Annotated in this window: 14 protein-coding genes; 4 read left to right on the forward strand and 10 right to left on the reverse strand. The window is 71.8% G+C overall.

Going from position 1 to position 20020, the window contains the following annotated elements:
- Window positions 1–7: 7 nt before the first annotated feature.
- A complete protein-coding gene (locus AB0G17_RS03935) occupies window positions 8–517 on the reverse strand; it encodes a GNAT family N-acetyltransferase (RefSeq protein WP_361375182.1) in 510 nt (169 codons plus the stop codon).
- Window positions 518–771: 254 nt separating this feature from the next.
- On the opposite strand from AB0G17_RS03935, the gene AB0G17_RS03940 reads away from it, so the two are divergent.
- A complete protein-coding gene (locus AB0G17_RS03940) occupies window positions 772–1830 on the forward strand; it encodes a lytic polysaccharide monooxygenase (protein ID WP_361375184.1) in 1059 nt (352 codons plus the stop codon).
- A 148-nt stretch (window positions 1831–1978) separates the two neighbouring features.
- Here the strand turns inward: AB0G17_RS03940 and AB0G17_RS03945 are convergent, their stop codons facing one another.
- Window positions 1979–2857, reverse strand: a complete 879-nt coding sequence (locus AB0G17_RS03945) for an alpha/beta fold hydrolase (RefSeq protein WP_361375186.1) — start codon at window positions 2855–2857, stop codon at window positions 1979–1981.
- A 19-nt stretch (window positions 2858–2876) separates the two neighbouring features.
- Complete coding sequence (locus AB0G17_RS03950) at window positions 2877–3245, reverse strand: TetR-like C-terminal domain-containing protein (protein ID WP_361375188.1); 369 nt, start codon at window positions 3243–3245, stop codon at window positions 2877–2879.
- Window positions 3246–3262: 17 nt separating this feature from the next.
- Between AB0G17_RS03950 and AB0G17_RS03955 the strand changes: the two genes are divergently transcribed.
- The gene (locus AB0G17_RS03955; protein ID WP_361375190.1) at window positions 3263–3439 is read left to right on the forward strand and encodes an SDR family oxidoreductase; all 177 of its coding nucleotides are present in this window, start codon (window positions 3263–3265) and stop codon (window positions 3437–3439) included.
- A 74-nt stretch (window positions 3440–3513) separates the two neighbouring features.
- Here AB0G17_RS03955 and AB0G17_RS03960 read toward each other — a convergent pair whose 3' ends face one another.
- Both AB0G17_RS03960 and AB0G17_RS03965 read right to left on the reverse strand, forming a co-directional pair.
- A complete protein-coding gene (locus tag AB0G17_RS03960; protein ID WP_361375192.1) occupies window positions 3514–4554 on the reverse strand; it encodes a hypothetical protein in 1041 nt (346 codons plus the stop codon).
- Window positions 4555–4721: 167 nt separating this feature from the next.
- Window positions 4722–8207 (reverse strand): DNA polymerase III subunit alpha, encoded by a 3486-nt coding sequence (locus AB0G17_RS03965; protein WP_361375194.1) that lies wholly within the window; start codon window positions 8205–8207, stop codon window positions 4722–4724.
- A gap of 163 nt (window positions 8208–8370) precedes the next feature.
- Here AB0G17_RS03965 and AB0G17_RS03970 point away from each other — a divergent pair, with 163 nt between their 5' ends.
- On the forward strand, window positions 8371–9414 hold the full coding sequence (locus AB0G17_RS03970; RefSeq protein ID WP_361375196.1) for a DUF3533 domain-containing protein: 1044 nt from the start codon (window positions 8371–8373) through the stop codon (window positions 9412–9414).
- A gap of 70 nt (window positions 9415–9484) precedes the next feature.
- Here the strand turns inward: AB0G17_RS03970 and AB0G17_RS03975 are convergent, their stop codons facing one another.
- Entirely contained in the window at window positions 9485–10444 is a 960-nt protein-coding gene (locus AB0G17_RS03975; RefSeq protein WP_361375344.1) for a slipin family protein, read from the reverse strand.
- 211 nt (window positions 10445–10655) lie between these two features.
- Between AB0G17_RS03975 and AB0G17_RS03980 the strand changes: the two genes are divergently transcribed.
- Complete coding sequence (locus tag AB0G17_RS03980; protein WP_361375198.1) at window positions 10656–11525, forward strand: alpha/beta hydrolase; 870 nt, start codon at window positions 10656–10658, stop codon at window positions 11523–11525.
- Between the two features lie 121 nt (window positions 11526–11646).
- Here AB0G17_RS03980 and fxsT read toward each other — a convergent pair whose 3' ends face one another.
- Genes fxsT through fxsB form a run of 4 tightly spaced genes read right to left on the reverse strand, consistent with a single transcriptional unit; the run spans window position 11647 to window position 20012 of the window.
- Window positions 11647–15582, reverse strand: coding sequence for an FxSxx-COOH system tetratricopeptide repeat protein (gene fxsT / locus AB0G17_RS03985; protein WP_361375200.1), 3936 nt, complete (start codon window positions 15580–15582; stop codon window positions 11647–11649).
- Window positions 15566–16906: an FxsC protein gene (gene fsxC, locus AB0G17_RS03990; RefSeq protein WP_361375202.1), complete on the reverse strand. Its 1341-nt coding sequence runs from the start codon at window positions 16904–16906 to the stop codon at window positions 15566–15568. Before fsxC ends, fxsT begins: the two co-directional genes overlap by 17 nt.
- 60 nt (window positions 16907–16966) lie before the next feature.
- Window positions 16967–17782, reverse strand: a complete 816-nt coding sequence (locus tag AB0G17_RS03995) for an AAC(3) family N-acetyltransferase (protein ID WP_361375204.1) — start codon at window positions 17780–17782, stop codon at window positions 16967–16969.
- Window positions 17775–20012 (reverse strand): radical SAM/SPASM protein FxsB, inactivated metallohydrolase extension form, encoded by a 2238-nt coding sequence (gene fxsB / locus AB0G17_RS04000; protein WP_361375206.1) that lies wholly within the window; start codon window positions 20010–20012, stop codon window positions 17775–17777. Before fxsB ends, AB0G17_RS03995 begins: the two co-directional genes overlap by 8 nt.
- Window positions 20013–20020: the final 8 nt, after the last annotated feature.

The raw sequence follows: 20020 nt of genomic DNA on the forward strand, positions 1-20020 counted from the left end.
ACCTCGGCTAGTTCGACCAGTGCGGCTGCCCGGCGATCTCCTTGCGGTAGTGGAAGCGGTCGTACGGCCCTTCCACGCGCCGCTCCACGAGCTCGTACCCGAAGCGCGGATACATCCGGCGGTTCTCCCACATCTTGGCGTTGGTGTAGAGCCGTACCTCGGGCAGCCCGAGCCGGTGGGCGTACACCTCGACGTACGCGAGCAGCCGTCGGCCGAGGCCCGTCCCCTTGGCGTCCGGGTGCACGGCTATCGAGTCGAGGAAGAGGTGGTCCGCCTCCAGGACAAGCACGAGGACGCCGACGACCGGGTCGCCCGTCACGAACACCCGCCCGGCCGCGACGTTCGCCCCGTGGTCGTCCTCCATCGGCGCGGGCACCACGCCGATGCGTTCGACGTAGTGGCCGTACGCGGCGTCGGTGACCTCCTTCACGCGCGCGATGTCCGCGTCAGTGGCGGGGCGGATGTCGTCATACGGGTCCGCCGGCCCCGCGTTCATGCCGTCGATGGTGAGGATCATGCATCCACGTTACGGTCGCGGGCACCCGGCGCTACGACCAGGGCGGCCCGGCGCTACGACCAGGGCGGCCCGGCGCTTCGGCCAGGGCGGCCCAGCACTACGGCCAAGGCGGCCCGTTCTTAACCGCTTCTCAGCCGCTCCTTAACGCCGCCATAAGGATCGTCACCACCCCCTCCCAGCAGGCGATTTCGCGGTTCTCGGCGGCTAGCGTGCTCCACGCCCCTCCCCGTGCAGCACCGAAGGAGAACGTCACGATGACCGCTCGTCGCAAGGCCGCCGCCACCGCCGCCCTGGCCATGGCGCCGCTCGCGCTGACCGGGCTCGCGGCCGGTCCGGCCGCTGCCCACGGCTCGATGACGGACCCGGTCAGCCGGGTCTCCGCCTGTTACGCCGAAGGGCCGGAGAGCCCCCGCTCGGCCGCCTGCAAGGCGGCCGTCGCCGCCAGCGGCACCCAGGCGTTCTACGACTGGAACGCGGTCAACATCGCCAACGCGGCGGGCAAGTCGAAGCAGATCATCCCCGACGGCAAGCTCTGCAGCGCGGGCAACGACAAGTACAAGGGCCTGGACCTGGCGCGCGCCGACTGGCCGTCCACCAAGCTGACCGCCGGGCGCCACACCTTCCACTACAAGGGCACGGCTCCCCACAAGGGCACCTTCGAGCTGTACATCACCAAGGACGGCTACGACCCCACCAAGCCGCTGAAGTGGTCGGACCTGGAGCCCGCGCCGTTCGCCAAGGCGACGAACCCGCCGATGCAGAACGGAGATTATGTCTTCGACGGCAGCCCGCCCGCCAAGTCGGGCCGCCACCTCGTCTACTCGATATGGCAGCGCTCGGACAGCCCCGAGGCCTTCTACACCTGCTCCGACGTGGTGTTCGGCAAGGACAGCGGCGGCGCCGGAGCCGCCCCGGCCCCGACGGCCTCGGCGCCGACCCAGCAGCAGGTCGAGGACGGCGCCTCCAAGTCGACGGTGGAACACCACGGCCACGGTGACGACGACGCGAACACGGGCGCGGGCGCACCGGCGCGGCCGGCCGCCGACAAGGGCGGGAAGCGGAGTGGCGGGCAGCCGGGCGCGCAGGCCGGCGGCAAGGAGCAGTCCGGCAACCAGCCGCACACCGACAGTGTGGCCGCCGCTCCGGCCGAGAACGGCGCGCCCCGCACCGAGAACCTCGCCGAGACAGGCGGCAGCAGCTCCACTCCGTACCTTGCGTCCGGCGGCGCGGCCGCCCTGGCCGTGGGCGCCGCGTTCCTCTTCCTGACCGTCCGTCGCAAGGCCGCTCCGGCCGGCGGCCGCCACGGCCGCTGATCCGGCCCCGTCCCCGTACCCCGCACCCCGCACCCCGCACAAGGCGAGGCTCCTTCAACCTACTTCGTAGGTGAAGGAGCCTCGCCGCTGCTCTTACGGAAGGGGCGGGGAGCCAAAGGGCTCAAGGGAGTCAGCGGACTAGGAGGACTCAGCCGGTGACGGACGCGCAGGTGGTGGACGTGGCGTGCGCGGGGTCGAGGGCGTTCGCCACTTCGTGGTAGGTGATGCGGTCGAGGAGTCCCATCGCCACGTGCTCCGAGAGGTCGAGGGCGCACTTGTCCTGGATGAGGACGTTGTTGACGTCGGGTCCGTTCAGGAACTGCGAGCGGTACGGGGTGACCACCTCGTCGTACTTGCCGGCGATGACGGTGTAGTGCACTCCGGGAACGGTGTCGCCGCCCGCGTTGAGCTTGGCCAGGAACGGCGACCCGGCCACCTGGTCGGCCAGGCCGGGGGTGGCGAGGTTGAGCAGGTCCCCGGCGCCGGGGAAGTAGGGCAACAGCGCCGTGAGGCCGAGCAGGGTGGTGCCGTGGTTGTCGGGCGCGATGCCGACCAGCGTGTTCACCTTGGAGGCGCCGCCCAGGAACTTCAGATACCAGCGCGGCATCATGCCGCCCTGGGAGTGCCCCACCAGATCAGCCTTGGGGGCGCCGGTCGCCGCGAGCACTCTGTCTACGAAACCGGCGAGCTGTGCGGCCGATTTGTCGATGTGGCCGAGGCCGTTGAAGAGCGGTACGCCCGGGAGCTGGCCGTAGTCGAGCGAGAAGACGCAGTAGTCCCGGTTGACGAGGTACGGGGCGAGGGCCAGCCAGTTGTCGACCGAGTTCCCGAAAGTGCCGTGGACCAGGACGACGGGGCGGGGGTGGGCGGCGGAGGGCTTGCAGGAGTAGTTGTTCCAGCCGCTGGTGGGGGCGGACTGGGCGTGCGCGGCGGTCGCGGGAACGGCGGTGGCCGCGGCGGCGAGCAGCAGCGCCGCCAGCGGTCTGACCACGTGTTTCCAGGGGCGACGGGGCTTCCAGGGCAGCATCGGGCGATCTCCTTGCGGCTCAAGGGGAGTTGCGGGGACACACACCCTGTGATCCGGACCACAAGTGCTGTTCGCTCGCCAAATTACGCACCGGTAGCCTGAGAAGTGAAGTTACGCGTCGGTAAAAACTGCCGTGCCACCAGCGACGGCGTGCTCCGGGCTCCCCCCTCACCTCCGCCTCCCCAGCCCCAACCCCATCGCCCGAGAGCAGCTTCTCCAGTGCCGCGGCGAGGTCGGCGGCGAGATCGTCGTCGACCGGGGCGTGGCGGCTCAGCAGCCGGTACCACATCACCCCGAACGCGAAGTCGACGGCGAGGTCCAGCGACGCCTCGGCACTCTCGCTCAATTCGCCGCGCCGCACCCCGCGTTCCAGGATCTGACGCAGCACCTCGCGGCGCGGGCTGGATGGACGCGGACGCCAAGGCGCAGACCTTCGACTCGTACGCCAAGTCGAGCCCGGCCGGCCGCTGCGGCGCCCCCGAGGACATCGCGGACGCCATCGCGTTCCTCATAGGCAACAGCTTCACGACGGGCGTCGTGCTCACGGTGGACGGGGGCGCGCGACTCTCGGCGGGAGCGTAAGCAAGTACGTACCCACGGCACGGCGAGGCGAGGCCCCGGCCCGGCCCGGCCCGGCCCGGCGAACCATGTCGCACTCAGGCGGCGTCAGCCAGAGTTCCGGGCACCGCCTCCGCCCCCGCCTGCGCCTCCGTCCCCTCCTGCGCCTGCGCCTCCGCCCCCGCCTGCGCCTGCGCCTCCGTCCCCTCCTGCGCCTCCGCCTCCGCGAGTGTGCCCGGGACGATCGCGGCCGGGCCGAAACGGGCGCGGGCGCGGTCGGCGACGGCCTCAAGGCGGTGAGCCCGGTCGTCCGTGGGGTCGAACGTCAGCTGCCGGGACGCCAGTCGGGCGGGCGTCAGCCCCTCGGCCCGCAGGGAGATACCCCGGACGCGGGCTCGCTGGAGGCCGAGCGACTCGTGGATCGCGTAGGCCAGCGCGGTGAGCGCCGGGGAGTGGGCCGTGGGCTCGCGCAGGGTGCGGCCACGGGTGGTGGTGGACCGGTCGGCGTACCGGACGGTGAGCGTCAGGGAGCGGCACACCTGCTCCGTGCCGCGCAGTCGGGCGCCCAGCTCCTCCGTGAGGGAGAGCAGCGCCCGGCGCCGACGGTCGGGGTCCAACTCGTCACGGGGGAAGGAGCGTTCGGCACCGAGGGAGCGGGCCGCCGCATTAGGCACGACGGGGGTGCGGTCGATGCCCCGGGCCCGTTCATGGAGCTCGCGCCCGGACCGCGCGCCGACGATCCGCTGCAAGGTGGCGAGCGGAGCGGCGGCGACCCTGCCGACCGAGTCGAGCCCGTACGAACAGAGGGTACGGGCGGTCGCGGCGCCGACCCCGTCCAGCGCGGCGACGGGCTTGTCCGCCAGGAACTCCGTCACCTCGTCCGGGGCCAGCACCAGGGTGGTGCCCGGCCGGGCACCCCGGGCGGCCATCCGGGCCAGCATGGGGCTGGGCCCGGCCCCGATGGTGCAGTCCACCCCGCAGTGGGCGAGCGCCCTGACCCGGATGACGGAGGCGAGCTGGGCGGCGTCCCACCCGAAGTACCGCTCGGCGCCCCGCACATCGACGAGCGCGGCGTCCGGTGGGAGCGCCTGGACGACCGGGGTGAGCCCGCCGAGCACCGCGAGCAGCGCGGGAAGCACGGCCTCGCACCCACCACCCGCACCGCCCGCACCACTCGTAGCACTCGTAGCACGAGTAGCACTCGCAGCAGTCCCATCACTCACGGGAGCCACAGAAGACACAGGAGTCATGGGAGGCACAGAAGCCGCAGAAGCCACAGAAGACACATGGAATCGGACGCAGAGGATCATCCCGCACTCCCCGGGCTCTGGTGCCACAGCTTCCGGCCGGTGGCGGCCGGTTCGCCGGCGGGCTGGAGGTCGGCCCAGGCGTTCAGCCGATACCCCGTGGACAGTTCGATACGGCGTCCGCCCTCGGGCTCCTCCCCGGGTGCCTCCTTCCCCTTCCCCTTCCCCTCGCTCTCGCCGTCAGGCCCCGGCACCGGCGCCGACAGGCGGGCGGAGACCGCGTCCAGGCCGCCCTCGCGGCGGAGTTCGACCAGCTCGGCCAGGTTCCAGGCCGCGGCGCCCACCACGCTGAGGCTGCGCGGGCCGCGCCGCTGCACCACCCCTCGTACCAGCAGGAGCCAGGAATGGAAGACCGTGTGAGCACAGGCGGCGTGGCTGTCGCCGAAGAAGGCGAGGTCGACCAGGCCCGTTCCGTCGTCCAGCGTGGTGAAGATGACCCGCTGGCCGGACCGGATGGGCGGGGTCTGGGTGGCCGCCTTGGCGCCCGCGACCAGGACGGTCTCGCCGTGCCCGGCGTCCCGCAGCCGCTTGGCCGAGACCACGCCCAGCTCCTTCAGGAACGTCTCGTGATCCACCATCAGATGGCGGGACGCGTCCATGCCGAGGACGCCCAGCTCGGCGCTGAGCCGTTCCGCCTCGTCGAGGTCGGGCAGTCCGGCGCGGGCCGTCCGCCGCCCGTCGCCGAGCGGGAGCTGGCCGCCGCCGGACCCGGCCGCCCGCTGGGCACGGTGGAGTTCGGCGAGGTGCAGCAGCAGGTCGCGCCGGTTGCCGCCGAACGCGTCGAGCGCGCCGACCTGGGCGAGCCGTTCGGCGACGGGGCGGCTCGGCCTGGCCCGCCGCCAGAAGTCGAGCAGCGAGGAGTAGGGCTGCCCCTGTTCGATACGGGCGGTCTCGGCCTCGCTGATCCCCTGGACGTCCGCGAGGGCGAGCCGGAGCCCCCAGGTCCGGGTATTGGACACCAGTTCGATTCGATGGGCGGCCGCCGACCGGTTCACGTCCACCGGCAGGATGGGCACCCCGCGCCGCCGCGCGTCCGCGAGGAGCAGACGCTTGGGGTACATCCCGGGATCGTGGGTGAGCAGCCCGGCGTAGAAGGCGGCCGGATGGTGGGCCTTGAGCCAGGCCGACTGGTAGGTCGGCACGGCGAAGGCGACGGCGTGCGCCTTGCAGAAGCCGTACGAGCCGAAGGCCTTGATGATCTCCCAGGTGCGGTCGATCACTTCGGGCGTGTACGAGCGCTTCGCCGCGCACGCGGCGAACCAGACGCGGATCTTCTCCTGAGACTCGGGGTCGGAGAGGGCACGCCGGGCCTGGTCGGCCATGGCCCGGTCGCAGCCGGTCATGATGGCCACCATCCGGATGATCTGCTCGTGGAAGACGACCACGCCGTAGGTCTCCCCCAGGACGTCCGCCAGGTCCTCGTGCGGGTGGCGCACCGGGGCCCGCCCGTGGCGCGCCTCGATGAACGGCCGGACCATGTCGGCGGCGACCGGTCCCGGCCGGAAGAGCGAGATGTCCACGACCAGGTCGTGGAAGGTCGAGGGCTGCAGCCGCCCGATCAGATCGCGCTGGCCCGGCGACTCGATCTGGAAGCAGCCGAGCGTCTCGGTGGAGCGGATGAGCCGGTAGGTCGGCAGGTCCCCCTGCGGGACCTGGCGCGGGTCGTCGAGGTCCAGCTTGCGGCCGGTGGTGCGGCCGATCTCGGTGACCGCGTGCGCCATCGCCGACTGCATCCGCACGCCGAGCACGTCCAGCTTGAGCAGCCCGAGGTCTTCCACGTCCTCCTTGTCGAACTGGGACATGGGGAACCCCTCACCGCTGGTCGGCACCACCGGAGTGCGGCGCAGCAGCGTGATGTTCGAGAGCAGCACTCCGCACGGGTGCATGGCGATCCCGCGCGGCAGCCCGTCCAGCGCCTCGACCAGCTCCCACAGCCTGCCGTGCCGCCCCTGCTCCGCCGCGACCTCGCGCAGCTCCGGCAGTTCGGCCATCGCGGCGCGGGCGTCGCGGGCCCGGATGTGCGGGAAGGACTTGGCGATCCGGTCGATCTCGGCCGGGTCCATGGACAGCGCGGCGCCCACGTCGCGTACGGCGTGGCGGACCCGGTAGGTCTCGGGCATGGCGACGGTGGCGACCCGTTCGGCGCCGAAGCGGCCGATGATCGCGCGGTAGACGTCGAGACGGCGGGCGGACTCGACGTCGATGTCGATGTCGGGCAGCACATAGCGCCGGGTGGACAGGAAGCGCTCCATCAGCAGGCCGTGTTCGACGGGATCGGCGTGGGCGATGCCGAGGAGGTGGTTGACGAGCGACCCGGCGCTGGAGCCGCGCGCCGCCACCCGGATGCCCATCTCCCGTATGTCGTCGACGACTTGGGCGACGGTGAGGAAGTACGAGGCGAAGCCGTGGAAGGCGATGACGTCCAGCTCCTGGTGCATCCGCTCCCAGTACGTGCGGTCGTTGTGGTAGCCGCGCAGCACCATGCCTGCGGCGGCCCGGGAGGCGAGGACCCGCTGCGGGGTGCGGTCCGTGGCGCCGACGAGGTGGGGCTCGGGGAAATAGCTGTACGTCTTGAGGCCCAGGTCCTCCCCGGGGTCGACCAGGCACGCGGCGGCGGTCTCCTCGGTCGTGGTGAGCAGCCGGTGCGCGGCGTCACGGCGGAACCCGGCGGCCTCGGCGACGTGCTCGGCGGCGCGGGCCATGGCGGCCGGGTCCTTGAGCCAGCGTTCGCCGCTGTCCAGCCCCCGGCGCGGGTCGACGGGGACGAGCCGGCGGGCCGCGTCCAGGACGTCGGCGACCGGCCCGAGCCCGGCGTCCGCGTACCGCACGGCGTTGGTCAGCACGGCGGGGACGCCCTGTTCGGCGGCGAGGCCGAGGGTGCGGGCGGCCAGCCGCAGCGAGCCGGGCCCGGTGCCCGCGCGCCCGTGGTGCACGACCTCCAGGCGCAGGGCGTCGCCGTACAGCTCACGCCAGGGGGCGAGGAGGTGCGCGGCCCGGTCCGGGCGGCCGGCGGCGAGCGCCCTGCCCACCTCGGAGGCCGGTCCGAGCAGCACGGTGAGCCCTTCGGCGGGCAGCGCGGACCAGGAGAGGACGGGCTGCCCGTCGGCCGTGTGGGCGGCGGTGATCAGCCGGCAGAGCTCCGCCCAGCCGGTGGCGCCGTCCCGGGCGAGGAAGGTGGCGCGCGGCGCCGACTCGTCGACGAAGGCGCCGCCCCGCACCGGGGTGCGCGGACGCCGGGCCGCAGGGGCCTGCGCCTGTTCGAGGAGGTGTTCCGGGACGGCGAGGTCGGTGCCGAAGAGCGGGCGCACCCCCGCCGCGGCGCACGCCTTGGCGAAGCGCACGGCGCCGGCGAGGGTGTCCCGGTCGGTGAGAGCGAGTGCGTCCATCCCCCGTTCGGCGGCGCGCTCGGCCAGCCGTTCCGGGTGGGAAGCCCCGTATCGCAGGGAGTAACCCGAAACGGTGCGCAGATGCGTGAAACCGGGCACCCGCACCTCCTGGACCAATCGTTCTCACTTCCCCCTTCCTTCACCATAGACCAATTTTCGAACGTACGTACGACGTGCGAGCGAACGGCGGGCTCGGCGGGTCGTCAGCCGTTCGGCCCAGTCCCGACTGCGGCGCTCTGCCGCGCCACGGAGCGTGAGGGACATGACGTTCGTCGACGAGGTGAAGAGCGCCGTCACCGTACGGGCCGCGCTGCTGGTCACCGGGGTGCTCGGGCTGATGGTCGCGTTCATCGCGTCCTATGCCGGGGCCTTCCACAGCCCCAAGCCGAAGGACGTCCCGTTCGGGGTGGTCGCGCCCGCGCAGATCAGCGCCCAGGCGGTGCAGCGGCTGAACGCGCTCCCCGGCGGCGCACTGGACGCCCGTGCGGTCAAGGACCTGGCCGCGGCCACCCGGCAGCTGCGCGACCGCGACATCGACGGCGCGCTGATCGTCGACCCGAGGTCCACCACCGACACCCTGCTCGTCGCGGGCGGCGGCGGAGCGTCCCTCTCCCAGGCCGTCGAGCTGGTCGTGACCGCGCTGGAGAAGGCCGAGCAGCGGACCGTGAAGGTGGTCGACGTCGCCCCGGCCGACCGGCACGACTCCCGGGGCCTGTCCTCGTTCTACCTGGTCGTCGGCTGGTGCGTGGGCGGCTATCTGTGCGCCGCGATCCTGGCGATCAGCCATGGCGCCCGGCCCGCCAACATCCAGCGGGCGGTGATCCGGCTCGCCGCGCTCGCGGTGTACTCGATCGCCGCCGGGCTGCTCGGCTCGCTGATCATCGGACCGGCGCTCGGCGCGCTGCCGGGCAGCTACCTGGGTTTGGCCGGTCTGGGCGCGCTCGTGGTGTTCGCCGTGGGCGCCACCACCCTGGCCTTCCAGTGCCTCGCCGGGATCGTCGGCATCGGGCTGGCGATCCTGGTCGTCGTCATCCTGGGCAACCCGAGCGCGGGCGGCGCCTATCCGTACCCGCTGCTGCCGCCGTTCTGGAAGGCGATCGGCCCCGCGCTGCCCCCGGGCGCCGGCACCTGGGTGGCGCGCTCGATCGCGTACTTCCGGGGCAACGCGGTCACCGGACCGCTCCTGGTGCTCTCCGCCTGGGCGGTCGGCGGGGCCACGGTCACCCTGGTGATGGCCGGGCTGCGCAAGAGGGACGAGCGCGCGGGGGACGACCCGCTCGAAGTGGGGACGGGGGCCGGGGTCTGAGCGCCGGAACAGAACACTCCGCGCACGGCCAGGGGCCGGGGGCCATCGGTCAGCGACCAGCGGTCAGCGGTCAAGGGATCGAAGGCGGTTCCGGCGGTGGGGGTTCCATCCCCAGCTCGGAATGGGCCTGCGCCCCAGGGGCCTCCGGCTCGGGTTCGTCCACCACGGGCACACTCACCGCAGAAGCCTCCGTCGCGGGCACATCCACCCCAGAGGCCTCCGTCACGGGCGCGTCCACCGCCGGAGCCTCCGTCGTGGGAACGGCCGCCTGCGGAGCCGCCCGTTCCAGGAACCGCAGCAGTTCCACCGGGAACGGCAGGACCAGCGTCGAGTTCTTCTCGGCCGCCACCGCCACCACCGTCTGGAGCAGCCGGAGTTGGAGCGCGGCGGGCTGCTGCGACATCACCCCGGCCGCCTCGGCCAGCTTCTTCGACGCCTGGAGCTCCGCGTCCGCGTTGATCACCCGCGCCCGGCGCTCCCGGTCGGCCTCGGCCTGACGGGCCATCGAGCGCTTCATCGTCTCGGGCAGCGAGACGTCCTTGATCTCCACCCGGTCGATCTGCACGCCCCACCCCATCGCCGGACTGTCGATCATCAACTCCAGTCCCTGGTTGAGCTTCTCGCGGTTGGAGAGCAGATCGTCGAGGTCACTCTTGCCGATGATCGAGCGCAGTGAGGTCTGGGCCATCTGGGAGACAGCGAAGCGGTAGTCCTCGACCTGGATGACCGCGTCGGCCGGATCGACCACCTTGAAGTAGATCACCGCGTCCACCCGGACCGTGACGTTGTCCCGGGTGATTCCGTCCTGCGCCGGGACCGGCATCGTCACAATCTGCATGTTCACCTTGTGGAGCCGGTCCGCGAACGGAAGGATCAGAGTGAATCCCGGGCCGCGCACCGATCCCCTGAGTCTGCCCAGCCGGAACACCACACCACGTTCGTACTGCTTGACGACCCGGGCCGCCGCCATCACGTACACGATGCCGGCGGAACCGACGGCCACAGCCGTCGCCACCAATGCTTCGACCATCACGGCCCCCAAGGGTCCGAATCGGACGTGTACTTCGACGGTAACTCCGCTTCCGTCCTGGGGGGAGTCCCGGCACACTCCACTGAATGGGTAAAACGCGGGCGGGAGGGGAATGCCGCAACAGTCGATGCCTGTATACGACAACCGATACGGGCGATACGAGGACGGGCCCGGCGATCGGTACCGCGATCCACGACCGGAGGGGGCACGAGTGCGCGGTCGGGTGCGCGCGGCCGACGGCCGGCATCTGATGGTGGAGCGCTTCGGGGACCCACGAGGCAGACCGGTCTTCCTGCTGCACGGCACCCCGGGCAGCCGTCTGGGCCCCGCGCCGCGCGGCATGGTGCTCTACCAGCGCCGGATGCAGCTCATCGCGTACGACAGACCCGGCTACGGCGGCTCCGACCGGCTGGAGGGCCGCAGCGTCGCCGACGTCGTCCAGGACGTGAAGGCGATCGCGGACAGTTACGGTCTGGAACGCTTCGCGGTCGTCGGCCGCTCCGGCGGCGCCCCGCACGCACTGGCCTGCGCCGCGCTGCTGCCCGAGCGGGTCACCCGGACCGCCGCACTGGTCACCCTCGCGCCCCGGGACGCGGCCGGGCTCGACTGGTTCGACGGGATGACCGCCTACAACGTGGAGGAGTTCACGACCGCGTCGGTCAACCCCGAGGAGTTCGCCGCCCGGCTCATCCCGCGCTCGGACGAGATTCGCCGGAACCCCATCCAGCTCCTGGACGAGCTGCGCCGCGATCTCACCCACGCCGACCGCATGGTGGTCAAGGACGCCGGGGTGCGGTCCATGCTGCTGCGCAACTACCAGGAGGCGCTGAGGACTTCGGCCCACGGATGGATCGACGACGCGCTCGCCTTCTGCAACCCCTGGGGGTTCGACCCCGCCGACATCGTCGGCCAGGTGCTGCTGTGGCACGGCGTGAAGGACGTGTTCTCGCCGGTCGGCCACTCCCGCTGGCTCGCCGAACGCATCCCGGGCGCGACGGCCGTACTGGAGCCGGCCGCCGCCCACTTCGACGCGCTGCACGCGCTGCCCGACATACTCACCTGGCTGATCGAGGAGGACTGACCCCCGGGCGGACCCCCGGACGGGCCCCGGCCTATGCACGGCCGCACACCACGGCACACGACAGCACATGCCCGAGGGAACCGGTGCGATCACTCCGGTCGCACCGGTCGTCCCCTCGTTCTCACACCGCCAGCGGCTCCAGGTCACGCTGCACCCGGCGCTCGTCCCGGGCGATCCGGACGAACGCGTGCTCGTCGCCGAGCAGGCGCTGGAGCTCCTCCACGGCCTCCGTCCGCACGTGCGACGCCTCCTCCTTGCGGCCGAGCGCGTCGAGCGTCACCGACATGTTCGACGCGCAGGCCAGCGTCTCGGGATGGTGCGCCCCCAGCACCTCCCGCAGCCGCGCGACCGTGCTGCGCTCGATCTCCAGGGCGCTCTCCAGATCACCCATGTCGGCCTTCACGTTGGCGAGGTTGATGGTCGCGAACAGGGTGTGCGGATGGTTGTCCCCGAGTATGTCGCGCATCGTCCCGATGGTGTTCGCCAACAGGGTGTCGGCGGCGTCCAGCGCCCCGCAGCCCCACTGGTAGATGCCCAGGTTGTTGGTGGCCGCCAGGGTGTACGGATGCCGCTCCCCCGGCACCTTGATGTACTGGTCGACGACCTCCTGGGCCGCGTCCCGCGCCGCCGCCGGGTCCCCGGCCGCGAACAGGTCGGCGGCCAGGTTGAGGTCGCAGGCCAGCCAGTCGGGGTTGGCGGAGGTGTACTTGGCGCGGTAGCGGTTGCGGGTCGCGGTGGTCAGCCGCCGCGCGTCGTCGAGCCGGCCCGCCCGGCGCAGCGACACGGCGAGGCTCTTGGCCGCCGCCAGGGTGCCCGGGAAGGCCCGGCCCAGCTGCTCCTTGTAGAGGTCGTACGTCCGGCTGAGGAGCGCCACCGAGTCCTCGTAGCGCCCGACCTCCCGCAGGTCCCGCGCCAGGTTCATCGCGGAGGAGAGGGTGTACGGGTGCTCCGGGCCCAGCACCTCGGTGCGCCGGTCGTAGACGTCCTGGTCGAGCTCGCGGGCCCGGGCGTACTGGCCGAGCATCCGCATGTTCAGGGCGAGGTTGTTGGCGGCGGCGAGCGTGCGCGGGTGCGACTCGTCGAAGATCTGCCGGAACCCCTCGTGCGCCTCGGTCGCCAGCTCCATCGCCTTGCTGTACTGGCCGAGCGCGCCGAGGTCCATCGCGAGGGCGCTGGTGGTCATGTACGTGTGCGGGTGCGAGGCGCCGAGCACCTCCGTCTGGCGGGCCAGGGTCTCCTCGTCCAGCTCCATCGCCTCGACGTAACGGCCGCGCGAGCGAAGGATGTTGGAGAGGTGGAAGCGCAGGTACAGGTACTGGAGGTCGTTGGGCCCCAGCTTCTCGCGCCACTCCTCGCGCAGGTCCTCGGCGAGGTTGGCGGCCGCGTTGAAGTCACCGCGCTTCCACAGGTAGCGCACCCGGTCGATGAGGAGCCGGCGGGTCTCCGGCTCGTCGCACAGCCGCGCCCCCGAGGGGGTCAGATGCGGCCAGATGGTGTTGAACTGCGCCCAGGTCTCCGGGTTGTCGATCGGTTCGTCGGCGTCCGGCCGGGCGCCCGCGAGGATGCGGTGGACGGCGTGCCGGGCGTCCATCTGCTCCTCGTCGCTGAGCTGCGCCCGGATCACGGCCTGGACGAGCCGGTGCACCTGGATGGAGCTGCCGACCTGGTCGACCTTGGCGAGGGCGAACCGGCCGATCTCCCGGATGATCCGGCCGAGCACCAGCTTCTCCTGGAGCGTGGCGTCGTACGGCTTGAGCGCGTCGATCATCTCCTTGCTGTAGAGGAGGTTGGCGGAGATCGGCTCGGGCGCGAAGAACGCGCAGAGCTGGAGCAGGCGGACCGCCGCCGGTGAGCGCTGTTTCAGCCGTTCGATGGAGACGTTCCAGGTGGCGGCGACCGGCTCGGGGTATCCGGCGGGCTGGTTGAGGGCGAGGACGCTGGGGGCCTGCTGGGCCAGCTGCTCCAGATAGGCGGCGACCGGTGTGGCGGTCTCCGCGATCCACGCCGCCGCCTGCTCGACGGCGAGCGGCAGGTCGCCCACGGCGATGGCGACCTGGTCGGCGTCGTCCACGGAGAGCCCGGGGGCGCGCCGCTGGAGGTGCTCGATGGACTCCTCGCGCATGAACACGTCGACGGGGAGCGCGTCGCCGTACTGCGACCAGGTCTGGTTCCTGGAGGTCACCAGGACGTGCCCCGGGCCGCCCGGCGGGAAGAACCGCTTGAGCTGCTCGGGGTCGTCCGCGTTGTCGAAGACGAGCAGCCAGCGCGAGGTGGGCACCCCGCGCCGCAGCAGGTCGATGGCCTCGCGGGAGGCGGAGTTCATGTCGTCGCCGCCCTGCACCCCGAGCCGTACGCCGAGTTCGGCGAGGCCGGCCACCACGTCGTCGGGCTGCTCGGCGGAGATCCACCAGACCAGGTCGTAGTCGGCCATGAACCGGTGGACGTACTCCAGCGCCACCTGGGTCTTGCCGACGCCGCCGAGTCCGTACAGCGTCTGCGGCTGTGGCAGGACGACGGCGAGGCCGCCGCCGAGCTGGTCGCGCATCCGCTCCAGGACCAGCGAGCGGCCGGTGAAGCCGGGGTTGCGCGGCGGCGCGTTCCAGATCTTGGGGACGGTGCCGGGGAAGCGCGGTCCGGGCGCCACCCCGTCGCTGATCTGCACCGGGCGCTCCAGGGCCCGCAGCAGCGCGGTGGTGGCGTGCACCTCGTCGAGCCGGAACAGGTCCACCGGGTTGCGGTCGATGTAGGGCGCGGTGAGCCGGACGTCGCCGACGCGCAGCGGCAGCAGCTGGCGGCGGGCCCCCGAGGGGTCCTCGGCGGCGGCCCGGGACCAGATCTCCACGGCCCGGGCCGACTTGAGGTAGGCGCTGGAGAGCAGGACGACGGTACGGGCCGCGTTCTCGGCGGCGACCGCCTCCGCGTCGGCGCTGCTGGGTTCGGCCGAGACGTCCCGGGGCACCACCCGGAACCCGGCCCGGGTCAGGACGGACTCGATCCAGTCGGCCCACATCCGGTTCTCGGCCACGTAGCTGAGGAACAGATCGGCCGGAAGGGCGGGCCTGCGGCGGGTGAAGGCGTCCCGGATACGCAGCCGGATCTCCTCGTTGACGGCCGGCATCGAGGTGATCCGGCCCTCGGTGACGACTGAGGCGAGGCGCTCGAAGGCGGAGAGCAGCGAGTTGGAGAGCCCGGCCTCGTCGCCGAAGGTCGCCAGCGTCTCCTCGTAGGCGTAGTAGGGGCGGTACGGGATCTCCACCGCGCCCCAGTACGCGGTGAGTTCGTCGCCGGAGAGCGCGGCCGGGAAGCGGTCGAACTTGAGGCGGGCCAGCGCCCGGCCGGCGTCCGCCTTCTCCTTCTCGCCCTCGTCGATGCGCATCGGCACGGGCAGGATACGGATGTTCTGCCCGCTGTAGCGCTCGTCGATCTGGCGGGCCACCGAGGCGGCGCCGTCGATGGACTGGTCGCTGAGGGTGAAGCAGTCCACCAGGACGTCGGGGAGGTGGACGGTGCAGATGTCGGCGATGTCGCTGAGGCCGGTGCGGCTGTCGATCAGGACGTAGTCGTAGTTCTCCTTCATGTCCTCGCGCAGGGCGTCGAAGAAGTGGCCGCCGCCGAGCCGGTCGTAGAAGTTGTCCCAGTCGAACGTGGAGACGGTCGCCGAGTACTCGCGGTTCTGCCGGCCGGCCGAGACGAAGTCCAGGGTGCCGCCGTCGGGGAACTGCCAGCCCAGCGCCTCCGGGGTGAGCGAGACGGCGTGCGGCTGGATGCGCGCGTAGTCGCGGTGCCAGTCGTCCGAGCGCGGCACGGGACTGGTGGCGGCCCAGGCGTACTCGGTGATGAGATCGATGACCCCGGTGGTGGCACCGAGCGTCGAGGGGTCCAGGAACGGGTGGAAGAAGCGGTGCAGCCCCGGGGCCTCCAGGTCCCAGTCCACCGCGAGGACCCGTTTGCCGTTGGCGGCAAGGATCCAGGCCGTGTTGGCGAGGGCCATGGTGCGGCCCGTACCACCCTTGTACGAGTAGAACGTGACGATGCGTCCGTCACGACTGGCTGTCATCCGTCTCCTCCGCATCGGGCGCGTGATCGAGCCTGTCGGGGATGTATTGCGTGGTGCCGAAATCGGTGCCCATCGGCCCGACCAGGCGCGGCCGTTCGGTGTGCCCGCCCCCCGCGGGCGGATAGACCGTCGCGTGTCTCAGATACTGCTGTGCCGCCGCCTCCACGACCTGGGGCAGTATCTGCCCGAAGGCCTCCATGCTCGGTACGCCCTTGGCCGCGGCCCGGCAAGCGGCCCGCCCCTGGCGCATCTTGGACGGCATGGTCTCTTCCAGACGGCGTGACAGCTCTGCCTCCGCCGCCCGGCTCTGCTGGTCGTCACGGTTCCACGGGACGACCACGCTCACCCAGGGCCGGTGCTCGGCGTCGAAGGCCGCGAGCCGGGCGCGCCGGTCCTCGTCCTCCAGCGCCCACCGGTCCACCAGCAGGACCTCGGGCCGCGACGGCGGCTGTTTGCCGTCGAGGTGCAGCACCTCCTCGTCGAAGGAGGAGACGGTGGTCTGGTAGTTGAGCGAGCGCACCATGTCCTCCGCCACCAGGGCCAGCGGCCGGGCCGAGATGGGGTGGTACGGGTTCCACTCCAGCGGGCTGTCCCCGTAGTACGCGTCGTCGCGGCCCTCGGGCAGTTCGTGGCGGGTGGGCGCGGCGACGGTGACGTGCATCGGGCGCGGGCCCTCGCTGGGGGCGGTGCCGAAGGCGCTGGGCGCCAGCCGGTAGTCGACGTGGCGGCCGGGCCGGATGGCGGTGGCGTCGGCGACGCTGACGATGCGTTTGGCGAGCTCGTAGACCGCGCGTTCGTACTCCTCGGCGAATATGCGCAGCTTGATCAGCCCGTAGAGGCCGTCGGTGACGTAGCGGTCACCGAAGGCCCGGTGGTTGAACTGCAACCGCTCGGCGGGCCCGGGCAGTTGCTCGGGCGGGACCGGCACCCACAGGGCCGGCACGATCGCCTCGGCCGGGCGGTTGGTGTACGCCTGGTGCTGGATGGTGCGCTGCTCGAACGCGTACCACTCGCGGCCGCACATCTCGCTCGCGAAGTAGCGCGGCGAGAACAGCGGCACGAACACCCGGCAGGAGGCGAGGACTTCGCCGAGACGCTCCGACCAGCCCTCGCCGGAGCGTATCTCCCGGTCCATGAAGCCGGCGGGCGCGCCGGCGGGCAGATCGGTCATGGCCATCACATGGCCGCAGAGATCACGGAAGAGCCGCTCCACCCACATGTCGGGGTCCGGGCCGCCCGCCCCGTACCTCGGCGTGTGCGCGTAACTCAGAAAGAAGTAGGGCCGATGTTGGTCGGCCGGACGCGGCTGCGCTGATGCGTGCACACGACCCCCGTCCTGCAGTATTGAAGAACATCATTCCGGAGCGCACGGCGCTCCATCCCCTCACCGTTCGGTCAAACAAGGCCGCTTTTCGGCCATCCAGTCCACCGCATGGTCCACCGCCCCCTTGATCGAAAACAACCGGGCGGTTCTCCGTCCCAGCTGCCACTCCTTGCGCATTTCCTCCGGAAGGTCGGCCCCGATCGCCTCGAAGTCGCTGTCGTCGAGATCGACGTCGGGATAGTGGAACCATCCCCGACGCCCACTCTCGTCCCACACCACACAGCTGTACAGCTTCTTGGGCGGGTTGCTCAGATAACGGTATTCCGCGAGGTGAAAGGCGCTGCAGACATCGAATCCGACATTGATCATGAGCACCCGCGCCCCGGCCCGGTACAGCGCCGCGAGCGGCGACTTCTCACCCAGATGACAATCGGGTTCGTGCCCCTCCATCAGCTCCAGGGCACGGCAGCCCCAGGCGGCGAAGGACGTCTGGGGATGGCTGCTGCGCACCGCCCCGTCCGAGGTGCGCACCCACTCCGCCAGTCGGCCCATTCCCTGACTTCGCGTCCGGTCCGGGTCGAAAGGCGGCATTTTCCGCTTGAAGTCCTTGTACGCGACCGGATCGCGCACATTTCTGGTCCTGCGGTGATGGGCCATGGAGGTGAGCGAGTTCTCCGGGGTGAAGGCCGGGACCACCAGGGTGCCCTTGAGCCGCCCGCCGACCGCTGACCGCAGGGCCTGCCCCAGCGCCCGCGGGCCATGCCCCAGACCGCTCATCGAGGCGTGCACGAGCAGGGTGTCCCCCTCGCTGACGCCCATGGCGACCAGGTCGTCGAGTAACGCGCTCTCCAGCACTGCTTGGGCTCGCTCATCCACGGGCTGCCTCTTCCCACTCCAGCAGGACATCGGCGACCAGGCTCTTCCCGCCTACGGTGAGTTCGGCCGCCCCCTGAAGAGCTTCCAGCGCTCGCCGGGTCTCCGCCAGAGTGCGTGCACTCCTGTCGTACGCGGCGACCGCCACGCGCTCATATGTTTCGGCCATCAGGACCGAAACCGGCACCGGCTCTTCCCGCCAGTCGGCCCGGTGCAGCCAGCCGCCGTCCAGCGCGTACAGATCCGCCACATCGCGCAGGGCCCGGAACCTGGCCCGGCGGAAGCCTCGCAGCAGCCCCAGGGCCAACGCGTCCCCCGTGAGCCCCACGGGCACCCCCAGCGCCCCGTAGCCGTGCCGCCCGGCCACCGGTTCGCCGGCGCCCGCGAGCGGGGTGAGCGTGGTCAGCGCGGCGGCAGCGGCGGCCGCGTGGCCCGGCACAGTGGCCGAAAGCAGCCCCCAGGCCTCGCCCAGACGCCCGCTCCACTCGTCGGCCTCGCCGAGCCCCAGGCGCGGCAGCACCCGCGTGCCGAAGCAGTCGCGGTACGGGTCGAGGTCGTCCAGCGCCGGGTCGGGCGCCCCGTCCCGGCCCAGGCCGCGCACCGGCAGCCAGTCGCCGCACGGCTCGCGCGGGCACTCCACCTCCAGCTCGAAGCGCTCGCCCCGGACCCGGAAGCCCTTCTCGGCCGAGACCACCTCCACACGGCCGGATTCGCCCGGGTCGCCGACCCTCAGCTCCCCGAGGGTGGGCAGCACCAGCCTGCCGTCGCCGTACCCGACGGTGACGGGCAGCTCCAGCCTGCCGCGCACGGCGGCGGCCGCGGTGTAGGCGGCCAGGCGGTGGGCGTGGGCGAGGGCGTCGGGCCGGCCCGTGCGCAGCGCCTCCAGGGTGGTGAGCAGCCAGCCGCGCGCGTACGGATGGGTCAGCACCTCGTCGAGCCCCGGCCCGTCGACGAGGGCGGTCAGCCGCCAGGCCTCGGCCCACTCGGCGCCGCCGCGTCCGGCCAGATCGGCGTGGAGGCGGGCGAGCAGGGTGCGAGTGAGCTCGTGTTCGGCAGCGACGAGTTCACCGGGGTCGGTGAGGGCGCCGGGGACCAGCCGGGCGGCCGTGCGGGCCTCGATGCCCCGCACCAGCGCCTCCAGGTCCGCGCAGTAGACCGAGGGCCCGTCGAAGGCGCCCCTGCCCGCCGCCTCGTTCGCCGAGCGGTAGCGGTGGGTGTAGAGCCCTCCGCCGCAGGAGCGCACGACCGGGCACTGCCGGCACTCGGGGCCGACCCCGGCCAGGCCGAGCTGGCGCACCCGGACGCCGGGATGGGCGGCGACCTCGTCGAAGGAGTGCCGGAAGACGTCGAATCCGGTGGCGGCCGCGCCTTCGTAGGCGCTCTTGAGCGAGTCGACCTGCTCCAGGGTGCCGTCGGTCTCCACCACCACGAGGTCGGTGGGAGCCAGGCCCAGGGACTCGGTGAGGCTGGGGCCGCCGTTCAACGTCGACAGTACGGACTCGAACAGCCGGACCGGAACCGGCCTGCCCTGTTCCTCCCACCGGTCGAAGACCTTCAGGATCCACTCGGCGTACTCGGTCGGGGAGCCGCTCGGGCGGGCCGGGGGCGCGTCCCAGGTGGCGTGCGGCAGCAGGTAGTCGATGCGCGGCGGGTCAAGGGCGATGAGCGCGTCGTGGACGGCGACCGGCTCGTTGGCCACGTCGATGGTGCAGAGCAGCCCGAGGAAGAGGTGGCGGTAGCGCTCGCTCTGGAGCAGTTCGACGGCCTTGAGGACCAGGGGATGGCTGGTGCGCCCGTCCGCGAAGCGGCGGTGGCGGTCGTTGGCGGACCTGTCCCCGTCCAGCGAGACGCCGACGCGCACACCGAACTCGTCGAAGAGGTCGAGGTAGCGGGGGCTCAGCTGGAGGCCGTTGGTGTGGATGCGCAGATCGAGCTCCGCGACGCCGTCGAGGGCGGCGGTCAGCTCCTCGCAGACCCGGCGCAGCCTGGCGGGGCCCGCCAGCAGCGGCTCCCCTCCGTGCAGGATCACTGACACGGAGGGCAGTACGTGTTTCTCGGCGTGCTCGGCCAGTCGCCGGGCCGTCCAGGAAATCGCCTCGTCAGAGATTGCCTTGGGGCGGGTACGCCAACTCTGATCAGGGGCTTCGTAGATATAGCAGTGATCACAAGCAAGATCGCATCTGCTGTGAACCTTGAGCACGATCTCGCGGAAAGGGACCACGGGTCCTGTCATTCCGCCAG

The sequence above is a fragment of the Streptomyces sp. NPDC023838 genome (assembly GCF_040639555.1).
Lineage (GTDB): Bacteria > Actinomycetota > Actinomycetes > Streptomycetales > Streptomycetaceae > Streptomyces.